The 26,198-nt window shown below is 46.1% G+C and carries 31 protein-coding genes; all 31 read right to left on the reverse strand.

Going from position 1 to position 26,198, the window contains the following annotated elements; translation table 11 throughout:
- Window positions 1–46: 46 nt before the first annotated feature.
- On the reverse strand, window positions 47–1,468 hold the full coding sequence (fliD, locus tag IGI89_RS04265) for a flagellar filament capping protein FliD (RefSeq protein WP_016611598.1): 1,422 nt from the start codon (window positions 1,466–1,468) through the stop codon (window positions 47–49).
- A 4-nt stretch (window positions 1,469–1,472) separates the two neighbouring features.
- A complete protein-coding gene (locus IGI89_RS04270) occupies window positions 1,473–1,886 on the reverse strand; it encodes a flagellar protein FlaG (RefSeq protein WP_016611599.1) in 414 nt (137 codons plus the stop codon).
- 102 nt (window positions 1,887–1,988) lie between these two features.
- Entirely contained in the window at window positions 1,989–3,071 is a 1,083-nt protein-coding gene (locus tag IGI89_RS04275; protein ID WP_008376575.1) for a flagellin, read from the reverse strand.
- A 137-nt stretch (window positions 3,072–3,208) separates the two neighbouring features.
- Window positions 3,209–4,129, reverse strand: coding sequence for a flagellar hook-associated protein FlgL (flgL, locus tag IGI89_RS04280; RefSeq protein ID WP_008376577.1), 921 nt, complete (start codon window positions 4,127–4,129; stop codon window positions 3,209–3,211).
- 3 nt (window positions 4,130–4,132) lie between these two features.
- Complete coding sequence (gene flgK, locus IGI89_RS04285; RefSeq protein ID WP_008376579.1) at window positions 4,133–5,656, reverse strand: flagellar hook-associated protein FlgK; 1,524 nt, start codon at window positions 5,654–5,656, stop codon at window positions 4,133–4,135.
- An 11-nt stretch (window positions 5,657–5,667) separates the two neighbouring features.
- A complete protein-coding gene (locus IGI89_RS04290; protein ID WP_008376582.1) occupies window positions 5,668–6,024 on the reverse strand; it encodes a hypothetical protein in 357 nt (118 codons plus the stop codon).
- Window positions 6,025–6,300: a flagellar biosynthesis anti-sigma factor FlgM gene (flgM, locus tag IGI89_RS04295; RefSeq protein WP_005232754.1), complete on the reverse strand. Its 276-nt coding sequence runs from the start codon at window positions 6,298–6,300 to the stop codon at window positions 6,025–6,027.
- 95 nt (window positions 6,301–6,395) lie between these two features.
- Window positions 6,396–7,454 (reverse strand): flagellar motor switch phosphatase FliY, encoded by a 1,059-nt coding sequence (gene fliY / locus IGI89_RS04300; RefSeq protein WP_008376584.1) that lies wholly within the window; start codon window positions 7,452–7,454, stop codon window positions 6,396–6,398.
- Window positions 7,451–8,461: a flagellar motor switch protein FliM gene (fliM, locus tag IGI89_RS04305; protein WP_008376586.1), complete on the reverse strand. Its 1,011-nt coding sequence runs from the start codon at window positions 8,459–8,461 to the stop codon at window positions 7,451–7,453. Before fliM ends, fliY begins: the two co-directional genes overlap by 4 nt.
- 17 nt (window positions 8,462–8,478) lie before the next feature.
- On the reverse strand, window positions 8,479–8,868 hold the full coding sequence (locus IGI89_RS04310) for a chemotaxis protein CheW (protein ID WP_005226635.1): 390 nt from the start codon (window positions 8,866–8,868) through the stop codon (window positions 8,479–8,481).
- A 19-nt stretch (window positions 8,869–8,887) separates the two neighbouring features.
- Window positions 8,888–9,250 (reverse strand): response regulator, encoded by a 363-nt coding sequence (locus tag IGI89_RS04315; protein WP_003129084.1) that lies wholly within the window; start codon window positions 9,248–9,250, stop codon window positions 8,888–8,890.
- A 14-nt stretch (window positions 9,251–9,264) separates the two neighbouring features.
- The gene (locus IGI89_RS04320; protein WP_005226634.1) at window positions 9,265–9,852 is read right to left on the reverse strand and encodes a chemotaxis protein CheC; all 588 of its coding nucleotides are present in this window, start codon (window positions 9,850–9,852) and stop codon (window positions 9,265–9,267) included.
- Entirely contained in the window at window positions 9,849–11,900 is a 2,052-nt protein-coding gene (locus IGI89_RS04325) for a chemotaxis protein CheW (RefSeq protein WP_438735360.1), read from the reverse strand. The genes IGI89_RS04320 and IGI89_RS04325 overlap by 4 nt, the downstream gene beginning before the upstream one ends.
- A gap of 21 nt (window positions 11,901–11,921) precedes the next feature.
- Entirely contained in the window at window positions 11,922–12,695 is a 774-nt protein-coding gene (locus IGI89_RS04330; protein WP_034878173.1) for a CheR family methyltransferase, read from the reverse strand.
- Between the two features lie 5 nt (window positions 12,696–12,700).
- Entirely contained in the window at window positions 12,701–13,711 is a 1,011-nt protein-coding gene (gene cheB, locus IGI89_RS04335; RefSeq protein WP_438735361.1) for a chemotaxis-specific protein-glutamate methyltransferase CheB, read from the reverse strand.
- Between the two features lie 15 nt (window positions 13,712–13,726).
- Window positions 13,727–14,236, reverse strand: a complete 510-nt coding sequence (locus tag IGI89_RS04340; RefSeq protein WP_005226629.1) for a chemotaxis protein CheD — start codon at window positions 14,234–14,236, stop codon at window positions 13,727–13,729.
- The gene (locus IGI89_RS04345; protein ID WP_061053559.1) at window positions 14,208–14,711 is read right to left on the reverse strand and encodes a chemotaxis protein CheW; all 504 of its coding nucleotides are present in this window, start codon (window positions 14,709–14,711) and stop codon (window positions 14,208–14,210) included. The genes IGI89_RS04340 and IGI89_RS04345 overlap by 29 nt, the downstream gene beginning before the upstream one ends.
- An 18-nt stretch (window positions 14,712–14,729) precedes the next feature.
- On the reverse strand, window positions 14,730–16,025 hold the full coding sequence (locus IGI89_RS04350) for a methyl-accepting chemotaxis protein (RefSeq protein ID WP_005226627.1): 1,296 nt from the start codon (window positions 16,023–16,025) through the stop codon (window positions 14,730–14,732).
- Between the two features lie 154 nt (window positions 16,026–16,179).
- Complete coding sequence (locus IGI89_RS04355; RefSeq protein ID WP_005232774.1) at window positions 16,180–16,890, reverse strand: cell division ATP-binding protein FtsE; 711 nt, start codon at window positions 16,888–16,890, stop codon at window positions 16,180–16,182.
- Window positions 16,891–16,902: 12 nt separating this feature from the next.
- Window positions 16,903–17,685 carry a flagellar hook-basal body protein gene (locus tag IGI89_RS04360; RefSeq protein WP_438735362.1) on the reverse strand — a complete coding sequence of 261 codons (783 nt, stop codon included), beginning with the start codon at window positions 17,683–17,685 and terminating at the stop codon, window positions 16,903–16,905.
- Between the two features lie 10 nt (window positions 17,686–17,695).
- Window positions 17,696–18,397, reverse strand: coding sequence for a flagellar hook-basal body protein (locus IGI89_RS04365; protein WP_438735363.1), 702 nt, complete (start codon window positions 18,395–18,397; stop codon window positions 17,696–17,698).
- Window positions 18,394–19,101 (reverse strand): sigma-70 family RNA polymerase sigma factor, encoded by a 708-nt coding sequence (locus IGI89_RS04370; protein ID WP_015508736.1) that lies wholly within the window; start codon window positions 19,099–19,101, stop codon window positions 18,394–18,396. The genes IGI89_RS04365 and IGI89_RS04370 overlap by 4 nt, the downstream gene beginning before the upstream one ends.
- Before the next feature lie 30 nt (window positions 19,102–19,131).
- Entirely contained in the window at window positions 19,132–21,207 is a 2,076-nt protein-coding gene (gene flhA, locus IGI89_RS04375) for a flagellar biosynthesis protein FlhA (protein WP_005232779.1), read from the reverse strand.
- A 19-nt stretch (window positions 21,208–21,226) separates the two neighbouring features.
- Window positions 21,227–22,294, reverse strand: a complete 1,068-nt coding sequence (locus IGI89_RS04380; protein WP_438735364.1) for an EscU/YscU/HrcU family type III secretion system export apparatus switch protein — start codon at window positions 22,292–22,294, stop codon at window positions 21,227–21,229.
- Between the two features lie 30 nt (window positions 22,295–22,324).
- A complete protein-coding gene (fliR, locus tag IGI89_RS04385; protein ID WP_005232781.1) occupies window positions 22,325–23,074 on the reverse strand; it encodes a flagellar biosynthetic protein FliR in 750 nt (249 codons plus the stop codon).
- 12 nt (window positions 23,075–23,086) lie between these two features.
- Window positions 23,087–23,350, reverse strand: coding sequence for a flagellar biosynthesis protein FliQ (gene fliQ / locus IGI89_RS04390; protein ID WP_005232782.1), 264 nt, complete (start codon window positions 23,348–23,350; stop codon window positions 23,087–23,089).
- Between the two features lie 25 nt (window positions 23,351–23,375).
- Window positions 23,376–24,140, reverse strand: a complete 765-nt coding sequence (fliP, locus tag IGI89_RS04395; RefSeq protein WP_005232783.1) for a flagellar type III secretion system pore protein FliP — start codon at window positions 24,138–24,140, stop codon at window positions 23,376–23,378.
- Window positions 24,137–24,502, reverse strand: a complete 366-nt coding sequence (locus IGI89_RS04400; protein WP_008376622.1) for a flagellar biosynthetic protein FliO — start codon at window positions 24,500–24,502, stop codon at window positions 24,137–24,139. Before IGI89_RS04400 ends, fliP begins: the two co-directional genes overlap by 4 nt.
- Before the next feature lie 14 nt (window positions 24,503–24,516).
- Window positions 24,517–25,020 carry a flagellar basal body-associated FliL family protein gene (locus tag IGI89_RS04405; protein ID WP_005232785.1) on the reverse strand — a complete coding sequence of 168 codons (504 nt, stop codon included), beginning with the start codon at window positions 25,018–25,020 and terminating at the stop codon, window positions 24,517–24,519.
- An 11-nt stretch (window positions 25,021–25,031) separates the two neighbouring features.
- Complete coding sequence (locus tag IGI89_RS04410; RefSeq protein WP_005226609.1) at window positions 25,032–25,229, reverse strand: flagellar FlbD family protein; 198 nt, start codon at window positions 25,227–25,229, stop codon at window positions 25,032–25,034.
- A 35-nt stretch (window positions 25,230–25,264) separates the two neighbouring features.
- Window positions 25,265–26,161 carry a flagellar hook-basal body complex protein gene (locus IGI89_RS04415; RefSeq protein WP_005232786.1) on the reverse strand — a complete coding sequence of 299 codons (897 nt, stop codon included), beginning with the start codon at window positions 26,159–26,161 and terminating at the stop codon, window positions 25,265–25,267.
- Window positions 26,162–26,198 lie beyond the last annotated feature (37 nt).

The following is a 26,198-nucleotide window of genomic DNA, read 5'->3' on the forward strand; positions in this document are numbered from 1 at the left end:
TTTCTTATGCGAATGAAAAAATGACTGCTTTAATCGGCTATCCTGCCTAGTTTGACGTATTGGCAAACTGATTGCTTAGGTAACTCAGCTGATTTTCAGCCTCCATCATCACGGAGTCTAATTTGGTAAACATTGTGATGTAACGCTCTTTTTTCATTGCTAAAATATCATCAAACCGTGTAATCTGTTTGTTTAAATCCTTGATGGTACTGTCATAGGTCGCAGATTTGGTGGCAATGATCCCTTTATTGGCTGAAGTATTGACGACATAGCTGTTGGCTAATTCTTTTAGCGCTAATGTATAGCCGGTCTCTTTCGTACTCGCAGTGCCATCGGCTTCTTTGGTTTTCGTACTTGCATAAAAGAAGGACTTCACAGCAGCGGGATCTTCCGCTAGGGCTTCTTTTAACTTGGTCGTATCCAGTCCCAATGTACCATCATTATCGACGGTGGAGATGCCTAGCTTATTAGCAGTCAGCTTTGAGCCGCTGACGGCTGGAATGGTGATCAAATTTCGCAATTGAGTCTGTAGACGGGTCAACGCACTGTCTCCCACCAAGGTCCCCGTCTTGTTGTTTTCACTACTAGGATCTCCCACGGTCAAATTATCGCCGATAAAACTCATCAAGCTATTGTATTGATCCACTAATCCTTGTACTGCATCAACGACTTTCGAAGTATCATTGGCTAAAGAAAGCGTCACATGCTCCTCGCTTTTTTTCGCTAACGTCAGAGTGACACCATCGATAACATCCGTCACACTATTGCTGTCGCGGGTGATCTCCATGCCGTCTAGTTCAAAAATAGCCGGTTGGCCTTGCGTCGTAGCCGCAGTTGAACCGATCCCTAATCCTTCGGCGGCATTGCCGTCGATCAAGAAGTTTTTGTCGCCCATTTTCGTATTCGTTAAAATCAAACGGTTATCCACGATGCTCGCTGCAACGAAGGTCGTCTTGCTTTGGCCATTGATCTTAGCTGCCACATCTTTTAAGCTGTCTTCGGCAGTGATCTCGATCGAAGCGGTGATCGGTTTGCCATCTTCATCGACTTCCGAACTGGTCAATGACAGCTGACCACTGACATTTAGGGCCGTTTTGCTGCTTTGAGCTACTTGACTCCCCGTCACCTTCGTGGCTGTTGCTAGTTGGTTGACTTTTAGATCATAGGTGCCTTCTGGGGCTTCCGTTGTTCCTGCAATTGAAGCGATACTACTATTGGTGGTCGTCGCTTTTTTTGTTTGATAAGCATCATCTTTTTGTAACGCATCGACTTTTGACAAAAAGTTAGTCAAGCGAGTGCTGATATCACTCCATGCCGTTTTTTGTGCTTTAAGCGACGTGATTTTATTCTCAGCACGGGTCTTATTGATCGCATCTGCCGCCAATAATTTTTCAATATCTTCTGAAGTCACGCCAGAATAACTCCCTAGCGTTGTACTGATTCCTGAACTGCTGGTTACACTTGCCATAGTTTCATCCCTTTCGATCGACCGCAATGCCCATGTCATCCCATATTTTTCCAATCACATCTAGCATGTTGGCTGGTGGGATCTCTTTGATCACTTCGTTGGTCTGCATATCCACTAAACGCACCATCGTACGCCCTGTGCGCTCATGTACTTCATAAGCCAATTTCATATCTTTGCCAAGTAGTCGCTGATTCACTTCCTCCACGGAGGCTGCGATCTTGTGCTGATCGGCTACTGAAAAATAGTGGATCGGCGGTTCAGTGACCACTGTCCGTTCCTTTTTCTCCGCCATTTTCCCCTCTTGGTGTTGCGGCTGAAGGTTGGCGGTCTCTGGATCTAGGGATTCGATCGGACGTGCTTTAGCGACCGACGCAACGGCTTCGATCGGGTGTATTCCTGACATTGGCTGAATATCCATCAGAGCTTCCTCATTTCTAAGCGTTTTTGTGCTGCTATGTAAAACACAAGAACTGCGCTTCCCCTAGGCAGTCCTTGTGTCAGTGGTTCACTTGATCAAAAATTATCCTTGTAACAAGCTCAATACGCTGTTAGGCATTGAGTTTGCTTGTGCCAACATTGAAGTTGCTGCTTGAGAAAGGATGTTGCTCTTCGTAAAGCTCATCATTTCTTGGGCCATATCAACGTCACGGATACGTGAGTTTGCTTCAGATAGGTTTTCTTGTGTTGTACCTAAGTTGTTGATTGTGTGTTCTAGACGGTTTTGCGCCGCACCAAGATCCGCACGTTGTGCAGAAACTGCTTTGATCGCTTCATCGATTTTCGTGATTGGGTTGTTTTCAACGCTGACAGTTGCCGCTGCTGCTTTGCCTTCATCAGAAGCGGTAAATGTTGCTAAAGCATCATCGTATGTTTTTTGAGCTGTTGCTTTTGCTGTATCATCCGCAGCTGTGTCGATGGCTGTTTGTAATTCAGCAACTGTTTTACCAGCTGCCGCATCAACTGTGCCGTCCGCTGCATATTTTGTTGTAGCATCTGCTTTGAAGGCAGTCGCTACTGCTTTATCTTTTGCTGCAGCAACAGCTTTGGCATCGCTTGTGTCAATGGCTTGTGTTAAATCTAAGCCTTTTACTTTCAAGGCAGATGAGCTCATGTTGTTGATTGAAACGCCCATTGTTTGGTTTGCGTTGGCACCGATTTGGAAAGTGAATGATTTCGCATCATCGCCTTCACCAGTTAACAAGCTTTTTGTATTGAATTCAGTGGTATTGCTGATACGGTCGATTTCATCAGACAATGCAGTGTATTCTTTGTTGATCGCACTGCGGTCGTCATCACTTAACGTACCGTTTGAACTTTGAACCGCAAGGTCACGCATACGGCCTAAGATGCTGTGGGTTTCATTTAATGCACCTTCTGCTGTTTGGATCAATGAGATACCATCTTGTGCATTGCTTTTTGCTTGTGACAAACCGCCGATTTGGCCTTTCATTTTTTCAGAAATTGCTAAGCCAGCTGCGTCGTCCCCAGCTTTGTTGATGCGTAAGCCTGAAGATAATTTAGACAAAGAATTGCTTTTAGAAGCATTTGCTGCCGTTAGGCGTGAGTAAGTATTCAATGCTGAAACGTTTGTATTGATTCTCATGTGTAGTTCCTCCTAATTTTTATTCGCTAAGGTTTCCCTCTGCTACTATTTATCGGAAGAAACCGTTCAGGGTTAAGCCTTTTTTCTAAAAAAAATAAAAAACTTTTGCTCCCAGCAAAGAACAAAAGTTTTTTGGGTTAATTTAAATAATCTAGAATGGACATCTGCATGATCTTTGTTCCCATTGCTAATGTTGAGCGGTAGGCAGTCATTTGATTTTGATATTCCATATACTTTTCCGCAATATCGACGTCTTGTTTGTTGGACAGTGTTTCGGTCAAGTTCAGCTTTTCCGTCTCATTTCGATCAGCTGCCGCCTCCAAGCGATTGTAGAGGGTGCCGATCTGCGCCCGTACATTCACTACATTGGTGGCATGCTGGTCATGAGCAGTTAAAAGCTCGCCCCCTAAGGCATCTTTATCATCACTGCGCAACGCAGACAATAAATCATTGAAGTAGGTGCTTAAATTTTGGGGATCCGTAGCGGTGCCCGTCTCGTTCATCAGTCGATCACCGCTGGCTAACAGATCCACCGAGACCCCGTTTGCGATTTCTCGGGGCAAGTCTTCACTGGTGCCATTGTATTTGATACCGACGATGGCGTCATTTTCTTTGACGATCTCAAAAGGCGCCGTCGTCGTATTCGTTCCGCTAAATAAATAGCGGCCATCAAAGTTGGTATTTAATGATTCAACGATACCTGCGATCTCTTGCTCGATCTCTGAACGATTTGCGCCTAATTCCTCACTGCCGGCTGTCGCATTGGCAGAAGATTGAACCAATGAGCGAATCCGCAGCATCGAGGTACTGACGCTTTCTAAAGCAGAATCTTGGGCTTTTGTCCAAGAAATACTGTCTTTGATCGTATTATTGTAGGTTTTGTTTTGATTTAACGACACATTGAGATCCATGATTTTTGAAACCAGCAGTGGATTATCCGAGGACTTGCTGACTTCTTTCAAGCTCGATAGCTGATTCAACGTGGATTGGACTTTGGAGGCGTTGGTTCCTAGATTTCGTAAAAAATCATTGTAGGTGATTGAATTGGAAATACGCATGTTCTACACTCCTGTTCGATTGATCAATGTGTCTAACATTTCAGAAACGACCGATAATATGCGGGCATTGGCCTGAAATCCTTGTTGGAAACGAATCACATCTGACATTTCTTCATTTAATGAAACACCGGACACCGATTGATTTTTGTATTCTAGTTGATTCAGCAGCGACAATTGGGCACTGACCGTATTGTCGGCTTGCTGTTTTGAGATCCCGTTTTTGGTGACGATGCTGTTAAAATAACTGCTGACACTCATGCCGGATGCTGCATTAGCAAACGTCAATGTCTCAGAATCAAAAGAAGCGATCGTCTTTTCTGACAACGGGAAATCCAATTTGGCACTGCTGAGTTTGGCCATTGCAGCAGCTCTTGAACCATCTCCTGCTGCATTGCTCGTTCCGCCGGTCACCAGACTTGGGTTATCTAACAGTGCTTGGCTGACCCGAATCGTCGTCGCTGTGCCGGTATCATCTTGGCCGATCTCAAATAGTCCGCTTGTACGAGAAGCGCCGCCGGTAAAGACCATGTTCATGGCTTGCGCGATCGTCGTCGTAAAGTTGTTCAATTCCGTCAAGCGGCTGCCGATTTCACTAGATGATGCTTGCAGGCCACCGATCGCCCCTTCTTTGATCGGCAATTCTGTATAGGCGGTGTCGCCATTGTCGGTGGTTTTCGTCAACAAGACGGTTCCAGCTGGATAAGACCCTGTGATGGTTTCGGCAGGATTCAAGGCGTTGCCGTCTTTGGAAACCAAGGCGCCTGTCTCGCTTTGTCCCACCACCACACTAAGGGTATTGCGTTCCTCCGCACTTAAGATCGTCTGTCCGCTCATGGATACAAACCCACGACCATACTGATCGGTCTTGGTTTCGATCCCTGCTAGACCCGAGAGATCTTTCAACAGACTGTCTCGACGATCTAAAAGATCATTGGGTGTCTCACCACTCGTCGTCAACCCATAGATCTGTTCATTCAAGGATTGCAGCTGCTTGACCTTCTCATTGAAGTCCAGCGCGGATTTTTCGATGGTATCCAGCGTGTCGCTTTGCAGCTGCGTCATTTGTTTGCCCATTTGGTTGATGGTATCGGCAAATGTACTGCTGTTTTCCAGCACAAGGGTCTTAGACGTATCCAGTTCAGGATTGTTGGCTAATGCGGTCCAAGAATCAAACATCGTTGCCAGCTGTTTGGACAGTCCGTTGTCAGAAGGCTCATTCATTAAACTTTCCAGCTGTCCTAATATGTCTGCTTTTTGTTCATAATATGTATAGGTAGAATTGGCATTGCGTACTTGTCCAATGACAAAATCATCGACGATCCGTTCGACACTGCCGACTTTCACACCCATACCGATGCTGCCGACACCCGCTAAATGATAAGACGCTTCGGCTTGCAAGTTGACTCGTTGTCTTGAGTAGCCGTCTGTATTGGTATTTGCAATGTTATGGCTGCTGGTTTGCAACGCTGCTTGATTGGCGGTCATGCCCCGGGTTGCGGTGCCTAATGAACCAAATAGTCCTGTCATAGAAGTACTCCTTACATTTTTTGATCGATGATCGCTGTTGAGACAGCTTGTTTTTCTTGGTATTTCGAATACGTATTTGCCGGTGTCTTGATATTTTCTTTGACTGCATCCATCAAAACGGTTTGGAAACTAATGGCTTGTTCCGTCAGCAGGAGATTCTCGGCTTGCTGCACTTGGATCTGGCGGATGAGTTCTTTGATCGCCCCTGAAAGAGTTCCTTCATACGTGGAAAAAACGGGTACGAAGGCGGTTTTTTTCTCGACGAGTTCTGGTAATTTTTCTGCTTGATTTTTGATCAAGCAGGTCTTTTCTTTTTGCAGCAACCGCAAGAACTGCTGTAGCTGACGCTCAAATTCCCGTTCTGTCATCTAGTCGACCTGCTTTTCATCTTGTTGCAGCATTTTATCGGCGATCGTTTCGGCAGATACTTGGTAGGTGCCTTCTTTGATCGCTCGTTTCAATTCTGCCACTCGTTCACTGCGACTGGCTGTTTGATTGGCACTCTTTTGAATGGCTTGAGCTGTTTCGGACAATTGAACATCGACGGTTTTTTCTGTCTGAGCAGCAGTTGGCTTTTCTTGTTTGACCGCTTCACGTTTGATGGCCTTGTCGCTGTATTCTGCGTAACCTCTTTCGATTTTCATAGGTTCTCCTCCGTTCTCATTCTTCTACCCTCTACTATCGGTCAAATCACAAAAAAGTTAAACCCATATGTTTAACTTTTTGCGATTTCTTCAAATTAATGCAAATTGTGGATGCGTTGTTTTTGCGAAAGAATGTTGGTGATCCGTACGCCGAAGTTTTCATTGATGACCACGACTTCCCCAGTGGCGATCAGTTTGCCGTTCAACAAAATCTCTAGCGGTTCATCCGTCAGTTTTTCCAGTTCGATGACGGACCCTGTATTGAAAGATAAAATGTCCTTAATGGTTTTTTTGCTGCGGCCTAACACGACACTTAGATCCAGTGGCACATCAAGAATCAAGTCCAAATTATCCCCATCGCTCACCCCGCTAGAGGCCAATGTTTGAAACGCCGGTTTGCTGACTTCAACGGGTTTTGATGTAGCCGCCGGTTCAGGGGTAGGCGCAGCAACGGGTGCCGTTGGCTGCGGTGTTGGTGTTTCTCGAGTAACGACAGTCGCTTCATCGGACAGCATCGCACTGGCGATATCGTTAACCACCGGATCCGTAAAGATCTGCATGATTTTGCTTTCGATCAGACCTTCGACGCGCAAAGAAAATGAGATACAATAAATCTCTTCCTCTGCCTCGATCCCGCTATACTCAATGTTTTCTGGTGTCTCCCATAGTTTGACGATCGGCGGTAAGATATCCACTTTACGGCTGATCATCGTCGCCATCGAAGTCGAGGCAGTCCCAATCATTTGGTTCATGGCTTCTGCCACAGCACTTAGCTCTAATTCCGTGAATTGGGTGTTGCTGGTTTCACCGGTTCCCCCCATCATCAAATCAGCGATCACGATGGCATCTTTGACTTCTAACAGCATCAAATTACTGCCTAAAAGGCCTTCTTTAAATTCAACTGTCGTTGCTACTTTTGGTGCAACGAGGTCGTTTAAGATCTCACCAAATTTGATTTTAGACACCCGGGGAGTCGTGATGCTGACCCGACGATCAAGAATGGAAGACAACGTCGTCGCCGCTTGCGACATGGAGATATTGCCAACTTCGCCGATAATGTCGACTTTGACTTGCTCTTCTAATCCTTGCGGCTGGGTTGGGGCACTTTGATTCAACAATGCATCGATTTCTGCTTGGGATAAACGTTCACTCATAGTTCTTGCTCCTCTTCTAACTTGTCTAATAATTCAATGGCTAAATGGTCCTCTTGCTTCCCAGGTTTTGCTCGGAAGTAAGGTTTTCCATCGATGAAGGTCTCTAATGGTTCAGTAATTTTTTTGTCTAGTTTGATGACATCGCCTTCTTCTAAGTGGAGAAACTCAGAAAGACTCATTTGAGCATGGCCCAGCAGAACTTCTAGATTCAATCCGACCCCATTCAAACTTTTTTGCAACTCGCGGCTATCGTCTTGGTTGACTGGCTGATTGCTATCAAACCAATTGCGGAAACTTAATTTATCAATGATCCCTTCAAAGAAGACATAGGGGATACATAGATTGATAAAATGTTTCACTTCAAAAATTTTGATAGTAAAGGTCACTAACACGACGGGTTCGTTGGGCGACATGTTTTGCATCAATTGCGGATTCGTATCGATTCCATCCAAAACCGAATCCAAGGCAACGATGTCCTTCCAAACATTTTGGTAGACCCGTACAAATTGTGCTACTACTTCTTCCAAGATCGCTGTTTCAATATCAGTAAAACTTTTTTTCTCGCTAAAATCCATTTCGATCGGCTTGTTTTGATAAACATCCAATCCGCCGCACAACAACTCCACCAACATCATACACAGTTGTGGGTTCATCTCGATCATTTGGATCCCGCTCAAAGGCTGCGAATGAAAGAGCCCCAACAAAGTAAATTTTGGTATCGAATGGATAAATTCGTCATAACTGACTTGTTCGATAGCTGCCAACTGCAAAGAAACATTGGTCCGCAGTTGGGTAGAAAGCATGCTGCTGCTCATCTTCGAGAAATCCTCGAAGATCATGTGCAGGGTATTGACGTATTCTTTCGACAGCTTTGTTGGTCGGCGAAAATCGTAGGCTTTCACTTTGGCTTGTTTGTCTTCTATCTCAATAATTTCTTGATCGATCTCTCCGCTGCTCATCGCATTCAACAATAAATCAATCTCTTGCTGCGTCAATACCTGATCCACACTAATCCCCCATTTTTTTAAAAAATCATGTGATCGATTTGAATCACACTGGCTACTTTTTCACCGATCGTCACGACCCCAACGGCATGTTCTGTCTCTTGATTGCTTAGTTGGATATCGTCTTCGGTGATATCAAGAACTTCAATTACTTCTTCTACGAGGACCCCTTTGGTCTCCTCTTGCTTCTTCATGATCAATATGTTTTTTTCGTAGGCTGGTTCCATGATGGGAATCAATTTTGCCAAACGAATCACCGTTACGACAGACCCCCGCAGATTGATCAACCCTTCCACCCACTCTGGTGCTAAGGGCACCTTCGTAAAAGAAGGGGCATCAATGACCTCGTCCACCGAGTCCGCCGAGATCAAATAGTACTGCTGAGCCATTTTGAAAAGAATCATCTGCATGTCGCTATCCTCCTAGGCATTAGGCAAAGGCTTTGTCGATGGCAGTGATTACGCGGTCCGTGTCAAAGGGCTTCACGATAAAGTCCACCGCACCGGCGCGAATCGCATCCATCACCATTCCTTGTTGTCCCATGGCACTGCACATTACGACTTTGGCCTGCGCATCAAACGTGCGGATCATTTTTAATGCCTCTAAGCCATCCACTTCTGGCATCGTGATATCCATAGTCACTAAGTCTGGTGTCGTTGCTTGGTATTTTTCAAAAGCCTCTTGGCCATTTTGGGCTTCCCCCACGACTTCATAGCCGTTTTTTTCTAAAATATCCTTTAATTTCATGCGCATAAATACCGCATCATCCACAATCAATACTTTTTTTGACATTGTATTTGCCCCTTTCAAATTCCTAATGAATCAAATATGTTTTCTAGTACACCGATTTCTGGAATCAAAAATAACGATGCCTCTAATGTTTCTTTGGCGTAGACGAACTCATTACGGATCACCATCACCTGCTCATCATACTGGGCCATCGCCAAATAGATGGAGCTGATCGCTGCGCCAAAGAAATCATAGCTGGCGCTTGGTAAAGACGCACTCAGCTGAGTTTCCAATAGTTGGCCGATCGCGATCAAAAAAGAATTGGTAAGAATGTTAGTCAACTCGTTGATGACCGATTGTTTCAATTCTTCAGACGGATCGCTTTCTTGGATCATCAACTGACGCAATTTTGCGGCGGATTCATCCGTTAAGACAAACAAGAAGATCCCTCGAAACGCCCCTTCGATCTGGCTCATCACCACATGAACTTCTTTGTCTTCCGCCATGATCTGCTGATACAGGTCCTCATACGCTAGAATCTCGACTTCCGGTACCCGCATATCGATCGGTTGTTGGACGAGCTTTGATAAACTCGTCGCAGCGTGACCACCGCCGATATTGATCAGTTCTTTTAGGCCATCGATTTGCAGCGCTGTATAACTCATAGGCGTTCATCCTTTTTTTCCTGACAGATGGCATGAATGTCTAGGATCAATGCGATCGAGCCGTTGCCCATAATCGTTGCCCCTTGATAGCGATTCAGCTTTTGCAGCAATGGATCGATTTTCTTGATGACGATTTCTTGCTGGCCGATCAGCTCATCTGCCAAAATGCCGTGAAATTGCTGGTCATTGTTGACGATGATGGCGAATTTTTTCTCAGATGGATCGCCTTCGATCGCTAAGAGTTGATCGGTCCGAACCAAGGGAATCAACTCCTCTTGAAAACGATAGACCTCATCCGAGACCGTCTGGATGATCTCTTCTTCTTTGACCATCACCACGCGTTCGACGAGATTTAATGGGATCGCAAAGGTTTCTGCTCCGACGCGAACCATCAACGCTTGAATGATCGACAGAGTCAATGGCAATTTGATCACAAACTGCGTGCCTTTATTTGGCTGACTCTTCATTTCGATCGTGCCCCCTAGTTGGGTGATCTTCGATTGCACGGCATCCATCCCGACACCGCGCCCTGAAATGTTGGTCACTTCTTGCGCCGTTGAAAAACCAGGATGAAAAATCAGCTGCTGCAACGCTTCATCGGAAAGACCTTCCGTTGCTAAGCCTTTCTTTTCAGCACTTGCTTTGATTACTTGCGGATCAAGGCCTTTGCCATCATCCTCTAAAGTAATGATCACGCGATTGCCTTCTTGGTAGGCCGCCAAGCGAATCGTGCCCTTGCGCGGTTTGCCCAGTTTTTCCCGAACATCGGGTGCTTCGATGCCGTGATCGACAGAATTACGCAATAGATGGACCAGAGGTTCACTCAACTCAGAAACCACTGTTTTATCCAATTCCGTTTCTTCCCCAAAAATGACAAGTTCCATCTCCTTTTGCAGTTCATTGGATAAGTCCCGAACCATTCGCGGAAAGCGACTAAAGACGACATTGACTTGCTGCATGCGGATCCGCAAGACCAAATCTTGCAGCTCAGAGGTCAATCGTGAAACTTGCTCTAAGGGGTCTTTGACTGCTTCGATGTTTTCCCGCTCACTGACATCTTCTAATTGATTGCGATAGACCACCAATTCGGACACGAGATCCAAGAATGAATCTAAGCGATTCAAGTCGACTCGGATCGATTGGTTTTGGGCGGACGCATGATGCGCTGGCGCCGACGATTTTTCTTTCGTTTCTGTTGTCGCTTGCTGAAGGGCAGGAGTCTCTGACTCTTGGGTCGGCGCTGGTTGAAGTAACTCTTCTGCCTCCTCCAACACAGCGGCTGATGGATCAAAAGGTGCCACCACGAAGGCTTCGATCTCACTATTGCTGGCGATGTTTTGCTCGACATCAGCCAGTGTTTGCTGCGTCAAATACAGCAGTGAAAAATCTGATTCAAAGGTGCCTTCTTCGAGTGTTTGGGCATCTGGTTCTGTATAGAGAACATCCCCTGCTTGGCCCAGCTTTTCCATGATCAAGAAGGCACGAGCGCCTTTTAACATGGATTGGGCATCTAAGCGAACAGCAATTTGGACCGCTTGATAGCCATCTCCAGCCGCTTGCTCGATCACATACAGATCAGAAGGGTCGATCTGTTGAAGCTGTGGGGTTAATGCGCCCACTGCGGTGGGTTTTTGACTTGCTTCTGTCTCGGTTGGTAGGCCGCCAGAATGTTCTGTTTGGTCAAGTTCGGCCAATAAATCGGCAATTTGAGCTGGCTGCAGGTCACGTTCTTCCCGCAGATCCTCCACAAGTTCTGACAGACGATCTAGACATTTGAAAATCAATGAGATCGATTGCTGGGTCACTTGCAAGGTCCCTGTTTTAAATAACTCAAAAATATTTTCCATTTTATGGGTCAGCTGCGTCATGACGTCATAGCCCATCGTTGCCGCCATCCCTTTAAGGGTATGGGCAGAACGGAAAATATCATTCAGCAAGGCGCTATCTTTTGGATCGTTTTCCAATTGCAAGACATGATCATTCAACTGCGCTAAATGATCGTCTGTTTCTTCAAAGAAAAGGGTACGATAGACACTATTGTCATCCAAATGGGTCCCTCCTTTACAAAATTATACTTTTTGATAGATAAACGAATCGATTTTCTTGAGACCGAATTGTTCCGCAAAATTGATCGTTTCTGTCGCTCCCGTAAACAAAATGCCCCCTGGCACCAATGCATCGCTGAATTTTTGATAGACGGCATCCCGAGCATCACTTTTGAAATAAATCGTCACATTGCGGCAAACGATCACATCAAAAGGCCCATTGTACGGGTCTTTCAAAAGATCGTGTTGCTTAAAATGAACTCGCCGTTTGATTTCTGGTTTGATCTGAAACTGGTTCTTTTCTTTTGCATCAAAAAAACGGGTACGTTCTGCCGCTGAGACATTCCGCAATTCGTGGTCTCGATAGAGTCCTTGCTTGGCTTTTGCCAAAATTTGCGTATCGATATCAGTGGCCAAGACATTGGCTGCGGCAATTTGGTTTTTTTCTAGCAGCATGGCGATCGTATAGGGTTCTGCCCCAATCGAACATGCGGCACTCCAAATTTTTGGCAGCGTGGTTTTCGGGAGAACAATGGTTTTCAAGACGCGTTCAAAGGCGTCAAACAGTTCTTTGTTGCGATAAAATTCCGTTACGTTAATGGTGATATGGGCTAAAAAAGCCGCCCGCACCCCTTCATCTCCTTCGATCAACTGCTGGTATTCCCTCAACGTTTTTGCCCCGCTGTTTTCCATGATCGTAAGGATGCGGCGCTGCATTTGATTTTCTTTGTATGCGGCTAATGGAATCCCTAATCGGCGATCCACCCACGCATTAAATAAGGCAAATTCTTCTTCCATCTTCTTCACCTGACCATCTGTGCAATTTTTGCTTCAATGCCCTGCAACGGCAGGACTTCATCCACGACTCCTTGTTCAATGGCATACCGCGGCATCCCAAAGACTGTACACGTTTCTTTGTCTTGAACGATCGTATAGCCCCCAGCCGCTTGAATCTGTCGTAAGCCAGCGGTGCCGTCTTTTCCCATCCCCGTCAAAACGATTGCCGCTAGTTGCGGGCCATAGTAGTCAGCTGCTGAGGAAAAAAGATAATCGACGGTTGGCCGCGTCCCATGTCGTTTTTCTCGCTGGTCCATTTGCAAGTGCCCTTGTTTGACCGTCATGTGGTAATCCCCTGGGCAAAGATACACTTGATTTTCGATCCGCATGCCATCGACTGCTTCTTGTACTCGGACGGTTGTCTCTGTGTCTAAGCGCTTTGCAAAGGAAGCCGTAAATCCCGCAGGCATATGCTGAACAATCAAAATGGGACAACGCAAACGCGCAGGCAAACGGCGGATTATCCCCAGCAAGGCACGCGGTCCGCCTGTTGAAGCACCAATGACTAGCGCATCAAGTGATACCGGCAAGCTGTTTTGCGTCAGCTTAGTGGGCTGGGCAATCGTTGGCATCAGGGTTTGAACCGTGCCGGCTTCATGATCCATCGCCAAAATTTTTTGATGAAATTCAGCGATCCATTCTTTTTCGATCATCGATAGACTGACCGGTTTTTCGACAAAATCTCGGGCGCCTAGCGCCAATGCCTCAATCGTGGTTTCTTGATTGGTTAATGAACTAAGCATGATGACGGGAATGGCTGATTGCTGCTTCATCCTCCGCAAGGTCTCTAATCCATTCATCACAGGCATCTCCACATCCATTACTACCAAATCGATCGCTTCTTTGGTCAGATAGTCCAATGCTTGTTTGCCATTGCGGGCAGCGACGGTCACTTCGATATCAGGCAGCTGATTCAATAAATCTGTCACTACTTTCCGCATGAATGCCGAATCATCGACGATCATTACTTTTTTCATATCCCTGTACTCCTTTTACAAATAAACGATTTCTTGTTTGACTTGCCGAACCATGGTCTTGAAATCCTGAAGATCTACGATCATCGTTCGACCAGCGCTGCCGCCAACATGTTTGGCTACGATCGGAATGTTTAGCCGAGCCAAGACTTCCTCGACGGCTTCAATATTGCGCTGACCAATGTTGCTGGCAGCGTTAAGCGTCTGGAACTGAAACATATTGGCGCCCCCAACGATTTTCGCTTGAAAGCGAGGCCGACGGATCTTTTGTTCCAGCTCAGCCACCATCGCTGGCAATGCCAAATCCGCAAACTTCTCGGGCTTGATTTCCCGCTTGTGCAAAAAAGGCTGACTATCTGGCAGCATAATATGACTCAAGCCGCCGATATGACTGGCTTCATCGTAAATGATCGTGCCGATGCAAGAACCTAAACCCACCGTGATCAAACGCGTTGGCGCTTGGGCGATCTTATACTCCGAGATCCCCACATGCAGTTCCTCATTCACGGTCATCATTGTCATCGTCATTGGCGGCTGCCAATTCCTCTGTCTGATAGGCGTCTAACTCAGCCGTCATCTCAGCGGCTTGTTCATAGCTAAAGAGAAACGGCAGCTCCAATGCCAGCACAAGTTCATCGTCTTTTTTCAGAAAGGCTTCGATATAGTTTTGCTTGAGTCCTGATGTATTTAGTTCCGCATTGCTAGGACTTTCAATTAGCGGTAAAATGCCGACGATCTCTTCCACGTATAGGCCGATCGCCTGCTCTTGCCAGTGACACAACAAGACCACATTTTGCCCAGTTTCCGGTGTAAATTCATCAAACAGCTTTTTGCGGATGTCAATGATCGGCACCATCGCCTCTTCAAAAGGCTGGATCCCCAGCACGAAATCTGCCACTTCTGGCAGCTGTGTAAAAGGAGCAGCCTCAATGACCCGTACCACATAGTCGATACGCAAGGCAAAGAGTTGTTGATGACTTTTAAATACAACGTATTGTTCCATTGGCGTCACTGCTCCTTTTTAGAATTTGAAACTATCCACTTGGAATTTAAGGATAGTGGCGATCGTTTCGATCTCTTGCACATTCCGCTCAAAGTCTTCGATGACTAAGTAGAAGTCCTCTAAGTTTGCCGTTACTTCTTGGGTGCCGGCAGAGGTTTCCGAAACAGCAGCCGAAATGTTGCTGACGGAAACTTGAACCATGTCTTTTTTCTCAACGATCCCGGTAATATGGGCTTCCACGGCTTGAATACTTGAAACCAATTTTTCGACAATATCAGAGATCTCATTGGCTGACTCGATCGCTTTGTTGATATTGTTGGTTTGTTTTTCGCCGCTTTCAAAGGAATCCGTCACTGCAGAGACCACTTTTTCCGATTTTTTGCGGATTGTTTCAATGATCGAACGAATGCTTTTCGTTGATTGACTGCTTTGTTCCGCCAAGCTGCGGACTTCCTCCGCAACGATGGCAAAACCTCGGCCCGCTTCTCCAGCTCGAGCTGCTTCGATGGATGCATTCAATGCCAGTAAGTTGGTCTGATCAGAAATGTCATTGATCAGCTGAACGATCTTACCGATGCTTTGGACATCTTCGTTCATGTCGTTCATGCTTTCCACTAATTCCGCTTGGTTTTGCCGTTCGATCTCCCAGCTTTCAAATACATGGAACATCATTTCTGAATTGTGGACATTGCTGCTTTGGGATTGACCGACATAGCCGTTCATCAATTCGATCTCTTTGTGGATCTCTTCGATACTTAAGGCTAGCTCGTCCATATCAAAGGAGGTTTGTTCCGCTTCGGAGGCTTGTGAACTAGTGGCATCTGCGATGGCATTCATCGTCTGACGCACATTTTCAATTGAATTTTTGGCATTTTTTGAGGTTGTCGTTAGGCCGCCTACCATTTTTTCCATTCGGCTGCTTTCTTCGTGCATGCCAACGATCACCGCTTTGAAGGTGTTTAAAACCCCTTGAAAACGATTTTGAACTTGCCCAAAAAGGGAAGTTTGGTCGCTGCTGCCGATCTCATCGATATGCGACAGATCACCAGAACCAACTGCTTCTAGTTCTGTCAACAACGTATCCATGCCCGAGTGGGTCTCTTTTTTTACCAAATAGGTCATTCCTACTAACACTGCGATTTCTAGCAGCAATACGATCACTGAAAAAATAAAGAAACTTTTTGCTGCTTGTCCGTCTCCGTGGGTGCGGATCACGAAGAAATAGCATCCTAATAATACGATCAGGGTAAAACCTAGCGGAATCAACGCCGCCAAGCGGATTTTTTTGATGATAGCTTGTACCTTCTTCTTCATAACAGTATCCTTTCCTATGCAAAATGATCAGTCGTGCTGTTTATCAAGATTCGCTCTTCACTTGATAATCGTTGGGTCACTCCTTCTTTATCCGATTATGAAAACAATCTTCTAGTTCTTTAATCGGATCTTTTGCTAGAAAAGTTAAGCATCTTCACCAGACATATGTATCTTTTGGATCAGCAAAGCGCGTATAGCCGCCTTGGTATTCATCACGAACCAAGCGACCGTTTTGCAGCTCGACCACCCGATTACGGACCGTATTGACCATCGTACTGTCGTGGGTCGCCAAGAGGATCGTGGCACCGACTTGATTGATCCGTAAGAGTAGTTTCATGACTTCAACGGCTGATTTCGCATCCAGATTGGCGGTGGGCTCATCGGCGATCAAGACTGCTGGCTCTGTGACGATCGCCCGCGCGATCGCTACTTTTTTGCGCTGTCCCACGGAAAGCTCTTCAGGATAGTGATCCTTTTGAGGAAACATACCCACCAGTTGCAGTGCTTTGGCGGTTTTTTCCTGACGCAGCTTACGGGGAGTGCCTAGTACTTGCAGCGCATAGTCAACGTTTTTGGCAACCGTCAGATAAGGAAGCAAAAGGTCTTCTTGTCCGACGATACCGACTTGTCGTCGAATCATATAGAGATGACGGTCTTTGAGTTGTTCCAACAAGACATTGCCGACTTGGATAGAACCAGCCGAAAGCTCTTCTTCTTTCAAGAGCAATTTGAATAATGTCGATTTGCCGGCACCACTGGGACCCACCACATAGATAAATTCTCCTTGAGGGATCGCAACAGAAATATCGGCCAATGCCAACGTACCATTGCTGAATTTTTTACTGACCTTGGTTAAGCGAATCATGTTCTTTCTCCTCTAATCTGTAAAACGATTGATCACGGACCACATCTCATCAGCTGTCTGCATGGCTTTCGTATTCAATCCATACGCACGCTGGGTCGTTAACAAGTCTGTCATGGAAGTCGCTAGATCCACCGTCGACTGTTCTAACTGTCCTTGCAACACGCTGCCAAAGGCTGCCGGATTGGTTTGCGAAGTAAGCAACGCTTGATCACCGGCACTGTACAGTTGGTTGCCCACTGGCGTGATGTTTTCTGTATTCGTCGGCTGATAAAGGGTCAGCTGTCCCAACACGCGAGTCTGACCATTTTCTTCCGTCGTCAACTGACCGCTGGCATCTATTGCGATTTGCTGCGCATCTGGCCACTGCGCGGTCGGTACGTTTGTGGTCATTGCCACAGGGTACCCTTCACTATTGACTAATTGCTTGTTCTCACTTAAATGAAAATTGCCTGCTCGACTTAGCAGCAATTGACCGGTTTGGTCCCGAACCCCGAAAAAGCCATTGCCTTGGATCGCGAGATCTAATGGCTGAGCAGTGCCCGCCAGATTGCCTTGGGCAAAACTGGTGGTCGTGGTTGCCTTCGCCCCCATTGACGCACCATATTGGGCGGCGTTGCCATTAAACAGCGTTTCTTCTGCACCGATGGCATTTTCCATCAATGCTTGAAAGTGCGTCGTTTGTGCTTGGTAGCCATTGGTATTGACGTTGGCAATATTGTTGGCTGTCGTGTCTAAGTTTGTCTGCAAATGATTCATCCCAGAACGGCTGATTCCTAATAATCCACTGATATTCATTGACTCATCCTCAAATCTTTCCTAATTCGTTGACCGCTTTTTGCAATGTCTGATTCGTTGAACTCAAGACTTTCTGATTGGCTTCAAATTCCCGAGAAGTCTGGATCATCGCCACCATTTCATCGGCAACCGCTACATTGGCTTGTTCTAAGGCACCTTGTTGGATCACTGGTGCATTCACCGTGGTTCCTGCTGCGTTGCTAGTCACGTAGTTTTGACCATCTGTAGTCAATGCTTCTGGGGGGAATGTTTGGATCTGAAAGTTCGCTGGTCCTAAGGCGCTGACTGCTTGTCCATTGGCACCCAAGACAAGATAGCCTTCTTGTGTCACGTATTGATTCTGCTGATTGACAGTAAAGTCGCCATTTCTCGTATACAACCGCTGACCCGCATTGTTTTGAACGACAAAGTAGCCTTCGGAAAGCAGTGCAAAATCACTGGCTTGTCCCGTCTGTTTGACAGCACCTTGGTCTTGACTGATGGTACTGCCTGCCAATTGGGTCCCTAAAGGCAACCCACCGATATCGCGACGAGTATCCGCATTGGGCCCGCTTTGGTAATTATGCAGCGCCACTTCATCTAGCGCCGACTGGAATAAGGTTTTTGCTTGATACCCTGTTGTATTGACATTGGCAATATTGCCGCTCGTCGTCTCTTGTCGCTTTTGTAATAATGAAATGTTCCGTGATAAGACATCCAGTCCTCGAATCATGCCAGTTCCTCCTCAATCAATGTGCGCAATTTGGCAATCGTTTTGCCATGAATTTGTGAAACTCGCGGAATCGAGACTTCTAAGATTTCAGCGATTTCTTTTAACGTCAGTTCTTCGGTATAGTACAAACTTAAAATCAATTGTTCCCGTTCCCCTAATTTTTTGATGCACGCAACCAAAGCGGTGCGTTTTTCTTCGGCGACCAAGGTATCTTCGACATTCTCGGCAGGATCTCGAACCATATCTTTTAACGTCATGCCTTCTTCTTGGTAAGCAAACAAGGTATCTTCCAAAGAGACGCTGGCTAAGTAGTGCAGACTCTCATAAATATCCGCTAGTTGACTTTGGTTGATTCCCAACTGTTTGCAGATCTCGGTGTCGGTCGCTTCTCTTTTGAGGCTTTGCTCCAACTCTTGCCGCGCTTGATAAAACTGATTGACTGCCGCCATTTTGTAACGGGAGATTTTGGCGTGCTTGCGTACTTCATCAATGATAGCCCCTTTGATGCGAATCGCTGCATAGCTTTCAAAAGGAACTTTTTTTGAGGGATCGAATTTCCGCAAGGCATCCATCAGCCCAATCACCCCAATATTGTAGAGATCGCCTGATTCATAATCGGCGGTTTTGATAGACAGGCGCTGAACCACCCGTTCCACTAGCGGCAGATACTTGATGATCTCCGCTTCTCGATCGACTTCATACATCGGCGATGCCCCTTCCTAAGAAAATTCTGCTTAAATGTCAATACTGCCCACCGTTTCGATCGCAATTTCATTGGGAATCTCATTCAGAGAAAGAACGGCGATATCTGGGAAATTAAAAACGATCATTTTTTTGAATGCTAACCGGATCTTAGGCGATGCCAGAATCACGAAATTGATATTTTGAGCGATCGCTGCATGTTGGATCCCACTGATGGAATCCAACAGCTTGGTCACGGTATCTGGTTTTAAGACCGGGTACGAGCCAGTTGCGGTTTTTTGGATACTTTGAGCGATGATTTCTTCTAGTTTCGGCTGGATCACCGCCACTTGCAGCTCGTGGTTCTCATTGGCATACTTGGCAGCGATCGTCCGTTTCAATGCTTGGCGGACATATTCTGTCAAAACTTCTACGTCTTTCGTGACAACGCCGTAATCGGCTAAAGTTTCTAAGATCGTTGCTAAGTCATTGATGGGAATTTGCTCATCCAATAAATTTTGTAAAACTTTTTGGACCTCGCCGAGCCGTAAAATATCGGGGATCAATTCATCGATCACGACATTGTACTGCTCTTTGATGCCCTCCAATAATTTCTTGACTTCTTGGCGACCTAACAGCTCTGGTGCATGGGCATAGATGATTTCTTTTAAGTGTGTTGCGATCACGGTCAACGGCTCGATAATCGTAAACCCTTGCAGATCCGCCATCTCCTTATCGGATTCATCGATCCACATAGCATCCAGATGAAAGGCTGGTTCTTTTGTTGCGATTCCTTGAAAAGGAAACGGCTCTTCATTCGGACTGATCACCATGACTTTATTCGGGTAAATATCGCCGCGGCCGACTTCGTTGCCGCGGATCTTGATCACGTAATCGTTGGCATCCAAATAGAGATTGTCGCGAATACGAACGGGACTGACTAAGATCCCTAATTCTCTAGCACTCTGTTTACGGATCGCCACGATGCGGTTCATCAAGCTGTTGTCGATCGAACTATCCACGATAGGGATCAGACCATAACCGATTTCCACTGAGATTGGTTCCACTTGGAAGGAAGCCACGGAATCGTCTTCTTCCTGTGCTTCTTTTTTGCGTTCCAGTGCCAATTTTTGTTCCCATTGTTTTTGTTCCACTCGCTGCTTTTCTTCTTTTTGCGTCACCAGAAAGCTGGCTGCGAAAAGGCCTAAGCCAATCAACACAAAAGGCACAAAAGGAAACCCAGGAACTAAGGCTAAGACGAAGAGAATCGCCCCCACGATCCGAAACAGTTGGGGATTACGCATCACATCTGCCGCAATATCCAAACCAAAGGAACTATCGTTATCAGAACGAGTCACGATCACCCCAGAAGCAATCGAAATCAATAAAGAGGGAATCGAGCTGACCAAGCCATCCCCGATCGCCAGTTTCCCGAATTGGGCGAAGGCTTCCATGACGGTCATTTGTCCCCCCATGGAGAAAATGATCGCCCCGCCGACTAAATTGATGACAGTGATCAAGATCCCTGCGATCGCATCCCCTTTGACAAACTTGCTGGCACCATCCATCGAACCAAAGAAATCAGCTTCTCGCTGCAGATCTTTTCGTCGTTTGCGGGCATCCGCTTCCGTGATCAAACCGGCATTTAGGTCGGAATCGATCGCCATTTGCTTGCCGGGCATCGCATCCAATGTGAATCGAGCAGTCACCTCTGAGACACGCCCTGCACCATTGGTCACGACGACTAGCTGAACGACCATGATGATCACGAACAAAATGATCCCCACGATATAATTGCTGCCGGCAACGACATTGGCAAAGGCATCGATCACGTGTCCGCCATTTCCTTGGGTCAAGATCAAACGAGTGGAAGATAGGTTCAAACCTAAACGAAACATCGTTGTGATCAGCAGCAAAGTTGGAAACGTAGTGAATTCCAACACTGATTTGGTAAACAGGGTGATCAGTAAAATGTTGATCGCAATCGTCAAATTGATAATGATCAAAATATCTAATAATGCACTCGGTAATGGAATAATAATCAAACCAATAATAGCTAGGACGATCACCGAGATTAAGATATCCGCCAGACCAATGCCTTTTTTCGGTTTTGAGGCAGCCTCATTCATTTTTGTTCCTCCTGTTTCCTTAAATCTTGCCGCGTTGGCTTTCTTCTAACTGATAGACCAAAGCGATGATTTCGGCAATGGCTTCATACATTTCAACAGGGATCAGATCCCCGGGTTCTACTTGACGATAAAGGGCCCGTGCCACTTCACGGTTTTCGATCTGTGGGATATTTTCTTTCAGGGCTTCTGCTTTCATCCGCTGCGCCAGCTGATCTGCCCCTTTGGCCAAGACCCGAGGCACCCCTTCACTGCTGGCATCGTAACGAATCGCAATGGCGAAGTGGGTCGGATTGGTGATCAAAACCGTCGCTTCTTTGACGTTGGCGATGGCATTTTGGGTCATCGCACGGTACTTCGCTTTGCGCTGTGCTTTGACTTGCGGATCACCTTCCATTTGCTTGAACTCTTCTTTGACTTCCTGCTTGCTCATCATCAAGTTCTTACGATGGCTATAGCGCTGGTAGCCGTAGTCGACTACGGCTAAAATGATCAAGAAAATCGAGATCTGTAAAAACAATTCTTTGGCCCGCAGCAGCATGAACAGGATCGTTTTTTCCAACCCCACTTCACTCAAACCCAGTAAAACAGGGACGGCGGCTAAAAATTGTTGATAGCACAAGTAGACGATCACGCCGAATTTCGCCAATGTTTTGCCTAAATTCATCAACGAGCGCAAACTGAATTGCTGCATGATCCCGCTGATGGGGTTCAGCTTTTTAAAATCTGGTTTAATGGCCTTGCCGGAAAACAACAGACCGACTTGGGCATAATTCGTGATAAGCCCGACTCCGAGCGCAACCAGAAAGACGGGCGCACACAACAAAAGCAGCAGCAAGATACTCTGCACCCCCAGTTTTGGCAGATCCGCCAAACTGGTTTGATAATCAGCCAGCTGCGCCAAACTTTGGGAAAAATAAGGCAAAAAAGAAGCGGCGAAAAACTGCCATAAAGACAGGATCAAAAATGAGAAGACCAGCAGCGAAACAGCAGCTGCTAATTCCTGGGTCTTAGGTACCTCCCCGCGTTTGCGGGCATCCCGCAGCCGCTTGGCACTGGGTAGTTCGGTTTTGCCATCTTTTTCTGCCATCTTCTCACCTCCTGCTGGCTGCCTGTTACTTTATTGAAAGGACTCGATAAACTCCTGCAAGTAGCGGACCGTATCTGGCAAGTGTTTGCCTAAGTACGAAAGGACATTGGGTAATAGCAAGAGAAACACCACAAAACTGATGGCAGTTTTCATCGAGAGACTCATCATCAAAATATTGATCTGGGGGATCGAACGAGAGATCACACCTAGCACGAGGTCCACCAACAGCAGCGCAATGATCATTGGTGCCGCAAGATTGACTGCCATCACCATCATTTGGCTGAAAAGTTTGACGATGCCTTCAACCGTCGTGCCTTGGATCACCACAGAGCCTAAGGGCACGATCCGAAAAGACAACAGCAGTGCTGTGATCAGTCGATGATGCAGATCAAGACCAAAAAACACAGCGATCGTCAGCCAATAGTACGTTTTGCCATACTGGGAAGAGGCGATTTGCAACGTCGGATCATAGGCTTGCGCCATCGAAAAGCCTACTTGAAAGTCGATCAATTGGCCCGCAATTTCCACACCGGTAAAGACCAGCTGGCTCAAATAGCCCATCGCCATCCCAAACAGTACTTCTTTGATGACGAAAACCGTCAGCATAAAGAGGGAAAGCTCGGGAATTGCAGGTGCCGTCGGCAGACATAGGACCGTCAACGCCATGCCGATCACGATTTTTGCCAGTGACGGAAAATTTTGCTGTGAGAAGATCGGACAAAGGACAACAAACGCCAATATTCGACAAAAAATCAACACCGTCGCTTGAATCGGCGCCATCAGGTTTCCTCCTTACATTGCCGCAATCATTTTGAAGATCATTTCGGTAAAATTCAACAAGAGATTCAGCATAAAATTCCCCGCCAAGATCAAGGTCAAAAAAATCGCTAATAGTTTCGGCACAAAGCTCAACGTTTGTTCTTGGATTTGGGTAGTGGCTTGAAAAATACTGATCACCAATCCAACGAGCATGCCGACCAATAAGGCAGGGCCAGATATCGCTAAAATTCGAAGAAAGGCTTCCCTTAGCACATCAAGTACCATTTCTACTGTCATTTCCTCTTGGCTCCTTTCTTAGCGGCTATTGAAAGCTCTTGATCAGCGACTCCACGATCAGATACCAGCCATCCACTAAAACAAATAGTAAGATCTTGAAGGGCAGTGAGATCATGATCGGCGACAGCATCATCATCCCCATCGACATCAAGATACTGGAGACGACCAGATCAATGATCAAAAAGGGGATAAAAATCAAAAAGCCGATACTGAAAGCCGTTCGTAACTCACTGATAATAAACGCCGGTACCATAACGGTCAGAGGAACATCGTCAGAAGAATGATACTTTTCGGTCTCCCCATCAGCTTCCGCAAACAAGGCAATGTCTTTTTCCCGTGTCTGTACCATCATAAAGGCCTTGATCCGTTTTTCTGAGCGGTCAAAGGCTTCGGCTTGGCTGATCTCTTGTCGATCAAACGGTTCGATCGCTTGCTGATAGACGTCGGTATACACAGGTTTCATAATAAAAAATGTCAAGAATAAGGCCAACCCGATCAACACTTGATTGGGCGGGTTTTGCTGTGTACCTAACGAACTGCGCACAAAGGACAAAACCATGATGATACGAGTAAAAGAAGTCATCATGATCAGCAAGACTGGTAAAAGGGATAGCAGCGTCAGCAACAAGAAAGTATTGATCGTATCACTTGAGCCATTCCCATTCGACAATAAATTGTTGATGGTGGAACTGACGTCTTCCGTGTCTAACGCAAACGCTGTCTGCGGAAGCATCAGACTGCTGAAAAGGACCGCAGCCATGATCTTGATATCTCTGCCTTTGATCTTCATTTTTGCTTGCCTCGTTTTCCAGCAATTTCCGCCTTGGCTTTGTTTAGCCATTCAGAAAAATCTTTGCCAGCTTGCACTTGGGTGCTTTCTAGGCTTTGCTGTAAAAAAGCGGCCGTTTCTTCTTGCGTCAACTCTTTGATGATCTGATTTTGCTGTTCAGAAAAGCTCATGACGTAACATTTGTCCATGATTTGGACGATCCCGATCGAAGACGACTTGCTGACGGCGATTTTTTGCAAAATACGCAACTGGTGATTGTGCTGGTTCGTGTAACGATTCAAATATTTCAAACTAATGTTGATCAAATAAAGAATAAGCAGCAAAAACCCAATCATTTTGACCAGCGATAAAAATGTTTCCATCAACATGCCTCTTTCTATTGGATCACTAAATCCGTCACATAAACATCCTTGGCGATTTCTGATCCGTATTCCTGATTAATTGTTTCTTTCAATGCTTTTTTTAAATTCGGTACACTTTCGGCGGAGCTCAAAATACCGCTGGCCTTTTGTTGGCGCAATAAGTTTACGACGCTGTCACGAATGACAGCCACATTTTTCGTGGCTTCCGCACTTTTTTCCTCATCCGCCACTAAAATCGATAAATTGACCTTCATGTATTGCTGCTCTTGGTTGTCTTCTTTTGCCAGATTGACTAAAAATTCATCCAATGCCACGATCGCTTCGTCTGAGGAGATTTTGCTGCTGTCTTTTGCTGTTTCAGCAGCTGCTGTTTTTTCCCCCGTCAAAAAGTGATTCGTCACTAAGGTTCCGCCGATACTGCCGCCGACTACCACGATCAAGAGGATCGGCAGTAAAACAACCATGCTCAAGCCTTTTTTCTCTTTTTCTGCTTTTGGTACTTTTTCTTCTTTTGCCATCTTTCCCACCCTTACGTTTTCACTTGGTTCGAATGGATCACCGTATGATACTCGATCACCCGCTGCGCAACTTCTTGCGCAGCTTCCGTCACCACTAAGGTTTTGCCGTCTGTCAGTGTGATCAATGTATCCGGCATTTCTTCGATCCGATAAATCAATGTTGGATTTAAATAGAATGGCTTGCCATTCAATGCGGTCACTAGAATCATGGTCAAACTCCTCTCAATGATGAAGCGTCACGTTCTTAACGTTTTAGATTCAATAATTCTTGCAGCATTTCATCAGAAGTCGTAATACTTCTTGAATTTGCTTGATAGGCACGGCTCGCAATGATCATTTCGGTAAATTCTGTCGAAAGATCGACATTCGACATTTCCAAGGCACCTGCTTGCAGCGTTCCCGCTCCATTATTGCCGGGGCCTGCAACGATCGCATTTCCTGAGTTGCTGGTTTGGATATAGTTGTTGCCGCCGACTTTTTCTAAGCCTTCTGGGTTATTGAAGGTTGCGACACCGACTTTTCCCATCACAAAGGTTTGATTGCCGTATTTTGCCAACACTAAGCCATTGGCATCGATTGCCATGGAGTTATAGGTCAAGGTTTCCCCATTGACGGTCAGTGTGCTTGGGATCGACAAGGGAGATACCGCACCTTGTCCGCTCAATGCCGTGTTTTCATCAAAGTTGTCATCATAGACAACTGGTTGACCGCCATTGACTGAACGACCTAAGACTTGCATCCCATCACTATTGGTCAAGGTTCCGTTGCTGTCGCGAACAAATGCGCCATCTCGTGTGTAATAGGTTTCGCCATTTGCTCCTGGTCCTTGTACCATAAAGTAGCCTTGTCCGCTGATATAAAAATCCATGCTGCGGCCAGTCGATTGCGGGGCACCGACTGTATTGATGGTATCGATGGAGCCCGTCTGAACCCCTAAACCGATCTGCGTTGCATTGATCCCGCCTAAGCCGTTGCCTGGTGCAGTTGCGTTAGACATCGTTTGGCTCATCATGTCTTGGAAAAGGACTCGACTTGATTTGAACCCAACCGTATTGACGTTGGCGATATTATTTGAAACCACGTCCATTTTCGTTTGAAGATTTTTCATTCCACTGACACCTGAATATAATGATCGTAACATGCTTATTTTCCTCCTTATGGTTGACGTATTTTCCTCT

It is taken from the genome of Enterococcus sp. AZ141, assembly GCF_051714385.1.
In the GTDB taxonomy this organism is placed as follows: domain Bacteria; phylum Bacillota; class Bacilli; order Lactobacillales; family Enterococcaceae; genus Enterococcus_D; species Enterococcus_D entomosocium.

Bases quoted from the DNA above. Each gene is read 5' to 3' on its own strand.
- IGI89_RS04275 (WP_008376575.1), bottom strand. From the start codon at position 3,071: ATGAGAATCAATACAAACGTTTCAGCATTGAATACTTACTCACGCCTA.
- IGI89_RS04340 (WP_005226629.1), bottom strand. From the start codon at position 14,236: ATGACGATGACAATGATGACCGTGAATGAGGAACTGCATGTGGGGATC.
- fliD (WP_016611598.1), bottom strand. From the start codon at position 1,468: ATGGCAAGTGTAACCAGCAGTTCAGGAATCAGTACAACGCTAGGGAGT.
- IGI89_RS04360 (WP_438735362.1), bottom strand. From the start codon at position 17,685: ATGAATATCAGTGGATTATTAGGAATCAGCCGTTCTGGGATGAATCAT.
- IGI89_RS04350 (WP_005226627.1), bottom strand. From the start codon at position 16,025: ATGAAGAAGAAGGTACAAGCTATCATCAAAAAAATCCGCTTGGCGGCG.
- IGI89_RS04355 (WP_005232774.1), bottom strand. From the start codon at position 16,890: ATGATTCGCTTAACCAAGGTCAGTAAAAAATTCAGCAATGGTACGTTG.
- IGI89_RS04370 (WP_015508736.1), bottom strand. From the start codon at position 19,101: ATGTATGAAGTCGATCGAGAAGCGGAGATCATCAAGTATCTGCCGCTA.
- IGI89_RS04400 (WP_008376622.1), bottom strand. From the start codon at position 24,502: ATGGAAACATTTTTATCGCTGGTCAAAATGATTGGGTTTTTGCTGCTT.
- IGI89_RS04365 (WP_438735363.1), bottom strand. From the start codon at position 18,397: ATGATTCGAGGACTGGATGTCTTATCACGGAACATTTCATTATTACAA.
- fliY (WP_008376584.1), bottom strand. From the start codon at position 7,454: ATGAGTGAACGTTTATCCCAAGCAGAAATCGATGCATTGTTGAATCAA.
- flgL (WP_008376577.1), bottom strand. From the start codon at position 4,129: ATGCGTATTTCCAATTCAATCACCTACAATGATTTTTTACGAAATCTA.
- flhA (WP_005232779.1), bottom strand. From the start codon at position 21,207: ATGAATGAGGCTGCCTCAAAACCGAAAAAAGGCATTGGTCTGGCGGAT.
- IGI89_RS04410 (WP_005226609.1), bottom strand. From the start codon at position 25,229: ATGATTCTAGTGACCGCATTGAATGGCAAGCCATTCTATTTAAATCCA.
- flgK (WP_008376579.1), bottom strand. From the start codon at position 5,656: ATGACAGGACTATTTGGTTCATTAGGCACCGCAACCCGGGGCATGACC.
- IGI89_RS04315 (WP_003129084.1), bottom strand. From the start codon at position 9,250: ATGTCAAAAAAAGTATTGATTGTGGATGATGCGGTATTTATGCGCATG.
- IGI89_RS04290 (WP_008376582.1), bottom strand. From the start codon at position 6,024: ATGACAGAACGGGAATTTGAGCGTCAGCTACAGCAGTTCTTGCGGTTG.
- IGI89_RS04405 (WP_005232785.1), bottom strand. From the start codon at position 25,020: ATGGCAAAAGAAGAAAAAGTACCAAAAGCAGAAAAAGAGAAAAAAGGC.
- IGI89_RS04330 (WP_034878173.1), bottom strand. From the start codon at position 12,695: ATGGAAGAAGAATTTGCCTTATTTAATGCGTGGGTGGATCGCCGATTA.
- IGI89_RS04270 (WP_016611599.1), bottom strand. From the start codon at position 1,886: ATGGATATTCAGCCAATGTCAGGAATACACCCGATCGAAGCCGTTGCG.
- IGI89_RS04415 (WP_005232786.1), bottom strand. From the start codon at position 26,161: ATGTTACGATCATTATATTCAGGTGTCAGTGGAATGAAAAATCTTCAA.
- IGI89_RS04380 (WP_438735364.1), bottom strand. From the start codon at position 22,294: ATGGCAGAAAAAGATGGCAAAACCGAACTACCCAGTGCCAAGCGGCTG.
- IGI89_RS04345 (WP_061053559.1), bottom strand. From the start codon at position 14,711: ATGGAACAATACGTTGTATTTAAAAGTCATCAACAACTCTTTGCCTTG.
- cheB (WP_438735361.1), bottom strand. From the start codon at position 13,711: ATGAAAAAAGTAATGATCGTCGATGATTCGGCATTCATGCGGAAAGTA.
- fliP (WP_005232783.1), bottom strand. From the start codon at position 24,140: ATGAAGATCAAAGGCAGAGATATCAAGATCATGGCTGCGGTCCTTTTC.
- flgM (WP_005232754.1), bottom strand. From the start codon at position 6,300: ATGAAAATCGAAAGAGGTTACGCAGAATACAGCGACAAGGCCATCAAA.
- fliR (WP_005232781.1), bottom strand. From the start codon at position 23,074: ATGGCGCCGATTCAAGCGACGGTGTTGATTTTTTGTCGAATATTGGCG.
- IGI89_RS04310 (WP_005226635.1), bottom strand. From the start codon at position 8,868: ATGCAGATGATTCTTTTCAAAATGGCTCAGCAGTACTATTTGATCTCG.
- IGI89_RS04320 (WP_005226634.1), bottom strand. From the start codon at position 9,852: ATGAGTTATACAGCGCTGCAAATCGATGGCCTAAAAGAACTGATCAAT.
- fliQ (WP_005232782.1), bottom strand. From the start codon at position 23,350: ATGACAGTAGAAATGGTACTTGATGTGCTAAGGGAAGCCTTTCTTCGA.